Raw genomic sequence first — 7,878 nt, 5'->3', positions numbered from 1 at the left:
CCGATGCCGCATCGGCTCCTCGTATTGGCTGAGCCTAGTTAATAATCAGGTCGCCGCATCCACCCGCTCGCGCAATGCCTTGCCCGGCTTGAAGTGCGGACGAGCGCGCGCGGGCAGGCTGACCTACTCGCCGGTGCGCGGATTGCGCGCGGTGCGGGCTTCATACAAGCGCAGCTCAAAAACGCCAAACCCTCGCACCTCGATGCGCTCGCCCTGAGCCAAGCTGTCTCGCATACAGGTGATGAGCGCCTTCACCGCCAGAGCGGTATCTGCGGCATTGAGACCCGTTTGCTTGCGGGCGATGGTGTCAGTCAGCTCGGAGAGGGTCATGAACACAGCATCGCTGGCTAGTCGGAGACGATAGGGCAAATGGTAGCCTGCTCAGGATACCTTTGCGACCGGGCCAACCCGGAGATGACGCCGATCTACCTCGGCCACGACGAGCTGGAGATCCTCGGCATCGTCACCGGGGTGATGCGGATGACCGAGTGAGGGCCTGAGACCCGGAAGTCAGATGCCTGTCGAAGCACGGGAGCGGTCTGCACCGGCCCGACTGGACGTGACTGCAAGCGACGGCAGGAGACCCCATAGGCATCGAGCAGGAACCCCTCGTAGCGGGCACGCAGGAACGGCAGATCAATCAGCGGTGCGAGGTGAGTCATCTCGGCGGGTCGTCTTTGGTCTCGCGTATGATGTAAGACATCGCGTACTCAGCACGCAGCGGATGATGAGCATCGCGGATGAACAGCCTGGCGGCGGCACCGGTACTCACAACAGGCGGCTCTTCTCGCGCACGATCATGACCGGCATCGATCCCGTCCACATCCACACCTACTCCGGCATCGCCTTCGACCTGCGCGATCCACAGCCGGCGATGGTGCGTCTGGACGACATCATCCATTCGTTGTCGTTGATGAACCGCTTCAACGGCGCGGCCCTGTTTCCCTACAGCGTCGCCCAGCACTCGCTGCATGTCGCCTCGCTGCTGCCGGCCGAGCTGCGCCTCGAGGGCCTGCTGCACGATGCCGCCGAGGCCTACATCGGCGATATGGTCAGTCCGCTCAAGCAGGTGATGCCCGAGTACAAGGCGGTGGAGGCGCGCATCAGTGCCGTGGTCGCCGAGGTCTTCGGGCTGGACCACCCGGAGCCGACGGTGGTCAAGCAGGCCGATCTGGCAGTGCTCGCGGCCGAGCGCGAACAGGTGCTGCAGCCGTCCTATGGCCCCTGGTTCAAGGACTTTCCCGAGCCGGCGCCGATCACGATCAGTCCGCGCGACTGGCTGGAGGTCAAAGCCTGCTTTGGAGAAGCACTGCAGACCGAATTAGCGCAGCGTCAGGCCATGACCGATCCACTCCGGGCGGAGCCACTGGGCGTCTTCAGGCTTCAGAAGGCGAGGGCATGACCCGCGCCCCGGACCACGCGGCGCTGGACGGGCCGGTTGAGGCGCTCGAGCGACTGATCGCGGGCTGAGTCTCTGGGGAGCAACGCTGCATCCATCGCTGAGCCATTGCGCAGGCTCCGCGCGCTGCTCGGAGTACCTGAATCGACATCCTGAGCCTTGGCATCAGGACCGAGCGACCTTCAGCTGCTCATGGAACCACTGCTCGACGACCGCTTGCGCCTCCGGGCTCGGCGCTCGGTTGGCGACGCCCTTCAACTGATCCAAGGCGACACCGCCCTGGCGCAGGCTCAGCCCCAAGGTCAACCGCTCCGGCTCCAACACCTTGTAGACCGCATACTGGCCGTCGTAGACCCGATCGGTGTAAGAGGCCACGCAATGGCGCATCAGCTGGGTCTCCAACTGCAACGCATCCGGTGTCTTGATGGATTGGATCGTCGCGGTATCGGCGAACGGGGCCGGCGGAAACGCCAGCAGGTGCCCGTAGGCATCGAAGCGCCGGCGGCGGTTGCCATCCTGCTCGATCTGCTCCGCGATCAAGCGCTCGTGCAGGCGCCGCACCTGTGAAGGGCGATCGAACCGGCGCAACTCACGCAGCGCCGCCTCGCCGCCCATGTGCAAGCTGTCGTTGATCCATTCCCGTAGAGTCCGATTGGGTGCCTCGCACAGCAAGTGCTGCAGCGGGCGACCAGCGATCCACGGATAGTCCTCGAGAATCTTGACGGCATGACAGCTCAACTGACGCTCATGCACGAGCGCGTTGCAGACGGCCTCGTCACGCAGGACGCGCAACAGCCTGCCGACATCGTAGGCGTCGAACTCGCCGATCCGCAGCTTGCCGATGAGCTTGAGCACGCGTCGATACGGCGGCAGCCCCAACGCGCTCAGGATGTCGGTCTGCTTGCGGCCCGCGAGGGTGATCAGTGTCTGCTCGGACCACCCCTGTGTCTCGGCGAACTGATCCAGCAGGAAGCACAGATTGACATTGGACAGGATCAGATCCCGCACCGCCTGCGAGCGCTGCGCAAGCGCCGCCAAGGCATAGCGGCGCGCAGGCAGTGTCTCCAGGGCCTCGGCCAAGTCCTCGGGCAGGGTCGCAAACCAGTGCCGGAACGCGCTGTCCTCATGGTCGCGTTGAAACGGCAGCCAAAGGTCGCTGATGCAGGCGGCTTCAAACAGCCCCTCGGCATAGCGCAGGGTGGCGAAGCCCGATGCCCAGTGACTGACCGCATGCAGGCAGTCGATGCCGAGCAGTGGCGAGTAGTCGATGAACAAGACTTCCTCACTCGCATCCCAGGCGTAGTGCAGCGTCGTGCGATGCTCAGCACCGCTGCTGCCGCTCGTGTCGGCGTTCGGCGAGCCAGGCCTGCAGCGGTGCCTTGAGTGCGTTGGTGGGTGTTGCGAGCGGATGCATGCGTTTCAAGGGATCATGGCCAAGCCGAATAGAAGCGCCCCCGAGCAAGATCGAGGTCGTCGATCAACTCGAGCGCCGGGGCGAGTATCACCGCTCGCCACGCTCACGCGTTGCGCCCGAGCCATGCCACGGACGCCCGGCAGCCGAGCCCGTACACGCTGACGGCGAGCACGCCACTCACGCCCATTGCCACCAGCAAGGGCGTGGCGCTGCCATCATGCAGCAGGCTGATCAGCGATCCACTGAGCGCCCCAGCGCCAAAGCGCACCGCGCCGGCAAACGCCGAGGCGGTGCCGGCCAGCGCGGAGAAGTCCGCCATGAACCCCGCCATGGCATTGCCCATCACCAACCCGGCCATGCCCAGGTAGAGTCCGGCGATCGGTGCGAGCAGCCACAGGCTCGGGTCACTGATCAGCGTCAGACCCAGCAGCATCAGGCCCGCGAGCCCTTGCAGACGGATGCCGATGCGCAGCAGTCTCTCGGCACCGACGCGCGGAATCAGCCGCGCATTGAGCAATGACACCAGCAGCGCTGCGGCGATATTGACACCGAACAGCGGACCGAACGCGGTGGCTGACACCCCGTGCAGCTCGATGTAGACGAACGGCGATCCCACGATGAAGGCCATCATGCCGGCAAAGCTGGCCGAGGCGGTGAACAGATAAGCCAAGGCCCGGCGCTGCCCGAGGATGCGCCGGTACTGGCCCAGTTGCGCGATGAGTCCTGATGAGCGCTGCGCCGCTGCCAGCGTTTCCGGGACGTTGACCAGGAACAGGAGGGTGGTGACCAGCGTGATGCCGAGCAGGGTGGCGAAGATCCAGCGCCAGGAGCCGAGCAGCAGCACCAGACCACCCAGGCTGGGAGCGATCAGCGGCGCCAAGCCCATCACCATCATCACCAGCGTCATCACGCGCGCATAGTCATCGCGCTCGAAGCAATCCCGCACCAAGGCCGGTACCGTGACCGCGATCGCGGCGCCCCCGATCGCCTGCAGGGCGCGACCAAACAGCAGCAGCGCCATCGAAGGGGCGAGCGCACAGCCCAACCCACCGAGGGCGAACAGCGCCAGGCCGCCGCCGATCAACCGACGCCGTCCGTAGAGGTCGGACAGCGGTCCCAGGAGCAGTTGTGCAGCGGCAAACAAGGCCAAGTAGAGCGTCACGCTGAGCTGCGCGAGGCGCATGTCGCTCCCGAGATCCCGCGCCAGGGCCGGTAAGCTCGGCAGGTATAGATCAATCGCAAAGGGGGTCAAGGCCGCCAGCGCGCCGAGGGACACCAACAGGGCGGGGCGAATCTCGGCCCGATGCTGGGCGGCCGTGCTCAAGGAACGTCCGTCAAGGTGGGGGCCACCAACCCCCGCCAACCCGCCACCCGCGCATACAAGGCATCGCGATCGGCATGCGCATAGGTGCCCAGATCCTTCAGCGAGCGATGTCGCGAGAGCGCCTGCGCCTCCTTCAGCCCGAGGCCCTCATCGAGCCGGTGGGTGATGCCGGTATGGCGCAGCCAATGCGGCGAGGCCGCGCGCAGATGGGCCGCGCCATCGGGATCGGACGCCTCGATGGCCTCGGCCGTGGCCATGAACAGCGCCTTGATCAGCCGCCAAAGCGTGGTGCGGTTGAGCGCCGCCCAGCCGTCGCGCTTGGGATAGAGGCTCAGCATCATCGGCGTGGTCTCGCCGGGCTCGGGCAGCGGGCTCAGGCCCAGATGCTCCCGGTACAGTGACAGCTCCGCGATCAACGCCGGCGGAATCGGTACCTCATCCGGGGCATCGGCCGCGCTGCGCTGCTTGCCGCGCACCTGCCACCACCATTGCACCCCTGAGGGGCGGCGCAGCGCCACCAGATCACCCATGCGCGCGCTGGTGAACTCCGAGGCCCGGGCCAGCAGCGCATAGAGGGCCATCACCACCCAGCGGCTGCGCTGATAGCGGGCTGTCTGCGCGGCGGTTCGCCGGGGCATCGCCTGCACCTGCGCGAGCACCGCCTGCCAGAGCTGATCGTCCAGATAGCGCTCCTGCACCGCCGAGGCCGCGAACGGGTTGTAGCGCAGATAGCCCTGCTTGATCAGCCAGGCGTAGCAGCGCTCCACCGTGGTCAGCGCCTCATGGCGCGAGCGGGCGCTGAGCCTGCGGGTCCAGGGCCGCCACTGCGGATCAGACTGCGGGCGCGGCTCACCGTAACACTGCGGCCAACGCTGCGGCGCCTGCCGCAGATCATCGAACAGCGTGATGTCCTCACCGGTCGCCTCCGACAGCGCCTTGCCGCGCTCGATGCCGAGCCAGAGCAGGAAGCGCTCGAGTTCGTGGCGATAGGCCTCAAGTGTGAGCGGTTGGTCCTTTTGACGGGCCAACCAGCGGCTAACCGCCTCCAGATCGGTGCGACAGTCGGACAGATGGCCGCGCTCAGGCGCGATGAGCCAACCCAAGCCACCGGCCGGGATCGGCGGCAGGGCGCCGGGATGCGGCGAGGTCTCGGGCGATACGCTCAGGCACCAGGGGAACCAGGTCGTCGTCGTGGTGGTGGTTGGCACAGGGACGTTCGGCTCGACCAGCGGCGGCGCGCTCACTGCGGCAACCCTAAATGCAACCGAATCGCATCCTCGACGGCGGCCATGTCTTGCTTGCTCAAGCATCCGAGCCGGGTCTTCAGCCGCACCTTGTCCGCTGCCATGATCTGGTCAGCCATGGCCTTGCTGGTCTGCTCCCCGACCTTGACCAACGCCTCCCCCGGATACAGGCGCTCGGTGTTGCTGGTCAACGGCATCACCACAACGCGCTTAAGATGCCGATTGGCCGCATCGTTGCTGATGATCACAGCCGGTCGCGTTTTTCGGACCTCGCTCCCCATCGAAGGATCGAACTCGACCCACCAGACTTCACCGCGCCTCATCGGCGACATCCTTCGCCAAGGCGTTGCACCACTCCACAGCCTCTGCTTCGCGTTCCCCATCGGCCGCCATCGCCTGATAGCCCTCGTCGAGGCTGGAATCCAGCACGTGTGGGCGGACAAGGTCTTCGATGAACTGACTGATACGGCGCTTGCCGATCCGCCGATGCAGCCCCTCGTAGACCGGTTCATCGAGCGTAATGGTCATACGCTTATGCATGAGAATCACCAAAATACGTTATGCATATCATGCATTCTAGGCGTTGGGCTTAGTCCAGGCAAGGCGATGGCCGAGCAAACGAAGCCGCAGCTTTTTCGTGTCCGCCAACCTCCTGTTGAGAAGTTCGCCCAGACCGGGTGGACACAACGACCTGAGGAGGTCGCGATGAGTCAGTACGAATACGGTTCGATCACCATCCCCCGCTGGCAGTGGGGGCGGTTAAAGCGGCGCCTCCGCGCCGCCTGGGCGCCACTGTGTGCGCATGGACAGTGGTCTCCGTCCAGGGAAGACGCGGATCTGGACGATGACGAGAACCTGGAAGTCTGCTTCGTTAATCAGACCCGGGAGGTCTTTTGGGAGGCAAGGAACGCCATCGAGGCGCGACACCATCCAATCGCTCAAGCGCTCTTTTGAGGCGCTTGAGCATGTCAAATGGAGGCGAGGTAGCGGGGGGGACATCGTCCGCTACCCCAACGAGGAGGGGGTCTGCGGCCACATCGAGGCAAATACGGACCTCTTGGGGAGAAGACATAGACAAGGCGTCGCCCCCCTTTGACCTGGCGGCCTGCTCGCTGAGCAGCGCTTGCCTCCCCCAAACCCGCTAGCCCTGCTCGCGGGTTTTCTTGTCTCTGTGCCCGTGGAACCCGGTGGGCATCGCCAAAACGGTTCCACGGTGTGCGCCATGCCGCTGCGATGACTGTCTAAGCGGTTGTCTAAAAAACGCTTTCCCCCTAACGGTCCCGGTTTTAGCCGGGGATGTTCCACGGCTCTCGGGGGTCTGCGCACGGCGAAACCGGCGTTGTTCTCAAAGATTGCAACAGAGGGGGCTTCTGTTGCGATCTTTGCTCTAACCGTACCATTTCGGTACGTACTCTGTACCGGTGTACGGTATGATTTGCGGCCTCAGCCCCGCCAGGACGGGCCTGTCAGGGCAGGGCGTCATGCTCCGCACGCCAGCGATTCCCCCAGGTGCCATGACCCGCCAATCCGCGATCACCCTCGATGACGTGCGCCAGGGCGTCTATGCCTGTCTCACCGCCTGCGAAGCCCCGAGCGCCGATCGGCTGCTCGCCCATCTCAAGCGCGGCTCCAAGACCACGGTGCTCAAGTACCGCGACCAGGTCGTCGAGGAGATCCGCAATCAGTTGCAGGGCCACGCCTTACCGAGCGGGATGCCCGAAACCTTGCAGGCGCCGATGGCCGCTCTGTGGCAGGTGGCCCAGGAGACCGCCTTTGAGCGCTTGGCCGAGGAGCGCGCCGCGTTGCAGCAGCAGGGCGAGGCCACTGAGCAGGCGCGCGAGGCGGCGTTGGCTCAGGCCGCAGCATCGGATCAGGAACGTGCGCGCATCCATGCACTAGCCGAGGAGCGTCAGGCGCTGATCGAGGCGCTGCGCATCGAGCAGGCGCGCGAGCGCGAGGTCATGGCCGGGCAGGAACAGCATTATGTGCGTGTCATTGAAGAGGTGCGCGCGGAGCGCGATGGGCTCAACAAGAAGCTGGAGGCCCAGGCGCGCCAGAGCGAGCAGCGGGTGCAAGCGCTGAGCAAGGCACTGGCCGAACAGCAGCGAGGGGCGATGCGCACCGAGGTCGAACTGGTTGCAGCGCGCGGCGAGGTCGAGCGCTTGCGCGAGGAGACAGACGATTGCGCAAAGGCTTTGGCCACTGTTCAGGTCAGAGAACAGGTGGCCGTCGAACAACGGGATCAGGCCCTGCTGGCGGAGCAGCGGGCTCAGGAAGCGGAGCGGGAACTGCGGCGGGAACTCGATGAGTTGCGGGATGAGGTTGCCCAACGCTAACGCCCATGGTTTCTGGCGGCGCGTTTTCGCCAAACTGATCTGATAGGTTCTGTTCGGAAGCGTCCGGATTGATGACGCCGATGCGTGCACCGCTGCAGCGTTAAGGTATAGTTCCTAGCATTTTGATCTATAGTTGAGTCAATTAATCAGGCTCCTCTCGG

The 7,878-nt window shown here is 65.0% G+C and carries 9 protein-coding genes and 1 pseudogene; 4 read left to right on the top strand and 6 right to left on the bottom strand.

Annotated features, from left to right (window positions below; genetic code table 11):
• Positions 1 to 45: 45 nt before the first annotated feature.
• A pseudogene (locus AC54T3_RS16830) lies at positions 46 to 330 on the bottom strand (HU family DNA-binding protein).
• Positions 331 to 369: 39 nt separating this feature from the next.
• Here AC54T3_RS16830 and AC54T3_RS16825 point away from each other — a divergent pair.
• Together AC54T3_RS16825 and AC54T3_RS16820 are read left to right on the top strand one after the other, a co-directional pair.
• Complete coding sequence (locus tag AC54T3_RS16825) at positions 370 to 492, top strand: hypothetical protein (protein ID WP_496626469.1); 123 nt, start codon at positions 370 to 372, stop codon at positions 490 to 492.
• A 232-nt stretch (positions 493 to 724) separates the two neighbouring features.
• The gene (locus AC54T3_RS16820; protein ID WP_496626468.1) at positions 725 to 1,402 is read left to right on the top strand and encodes a hypothetical protein; all 678 of its coding nucleotides are present in this window, start codon (positions 725 to 727) and stop codon (positions 1,400 to 1,402) included.
• 162 nt (positions 1,403 to 1,564) lie between these two features.
• Here the strand turns inward: AC54T3_RS16820 and AC54T3_RS16815 are convergent, their stop codons facing one another.
• The 5 genes from AC54T3_RS16815 to AC54T3_RS16795 all read right to left on the bottom strand — a co-directional run bounded on the left by AC54T3_RS16815 (position 1,565) and on the right by AC54T3_RS16795 (position 5,921).
• Positions 1,565 to 2,674 (bottom strand): PcfJ domain-containing protein, encoded by a 1,110-nt coding sequence (locus tag AC54T3_RS16815; protein WP_496626467.1) that lies wholly within the window; start codon positions 2,672 to 2,674, stop codon positions 1,565 to 1,567.
• A gap of 242 nt (positions 2,675 to 2,916) precedes the next feature.
• Entirely contained in the window at positions 2,917 to 4,137 is a 1,221-nt protein-coding gene (locus AC54T3_RS16810) for a Bcr/CflA family multidrug efflux MFS transporter (RefSeq protein ID WP_496626466.1), read from the bottom strand.
• The gene (locus tag AC54T3_RS16805) at positions 4,134 to 5,345 is read right to left on the bottom strand and encodes a tyrosine-type recombinase/integrase (protein ID WP_496626465.1); all 1,212 of its coding nucleotides are present in this window, start codon (positions 5,343 to 5,345) and stop codon (positions 4,134 to 4,136) included. The genes AC54T3_RS16810 and AC54T3_RS16805 overlap by 4 nt, the downstream gene beginning before the upstream one ends.
• A 32-nt stretch (positions 5,346 to 5,377) precedes the next feature.
• On the bottom strand, positions 5,378 to 5,704 hold the full coding sequence (locus AC54T3_RS16800; RefSeq protein ID WP_496626464.1) for a type II toxin-antitoxin system PemK/MazF family toxin: 327 nt from the start codon (positions 5,702 to 5,704) through the stop codon (positions 5,378 to 5,380).
• The gene (locus AC54T3_RS16795; RefSeq protein ID WP_496626463.1) at positions 5,691 to 5,921 is read right to left on the bottom strand and encodes a DUF8778 family protein; all 231 of its coding nucleotides are present in this window, start codon (positions 5,919 to 5,921) and stop codon (positions 5,691 to 5,693) included. Before AC54T3_RS16795 ends, AC54T3_RS16800 begins: the two co-directional genes overlap by 14 nt.
• A gap of 66 nt (positions 5,922 to 5,987) precedes the next feature.
• Here AC54T3_RS16795 and AC54T3_RS16790 point away from each other — a divergent pair, with 66 nt between their 5' ends.
• Both AC54T3_RS16790 and AC54T3_RS16785 read left to right on the top strand, forming a co-directional pair.
• Positions 5,988 to 6,335 carry a hypothetical protein gene (locus AC54T3_RS16790; RefSeq protein WP_496626462.1) on the top strand — a complete coding sequence of 116 codons (348 nt, stop codon included), beginning with the start codon at positions 5,988 to 5,990 and terminating at the stop codon, positions 6,333 to 6,335.
• Positions 6,336 to 6,895: 560 nt separating this feature from the next.
• Positions 6,896 to 7,717, top strand: a complete 822-nt coding sequence (locus AC54T3_RS16785) for a DNA-binding protein (protein ID WP_496626461.1) — start codon at positions 6,896 to 6,898, stop codon at positions 7,715 to 7,717.
• Positions 7,718 to 7,878 lie beyond the last annotated feature (161 nt).

It is taken from the genome of Halochromatium sp. NSM3 (assembly GCF_059621085.1).
This window is presented reverse-complemented; position numbering and strand designations above follow the sequence as displayed.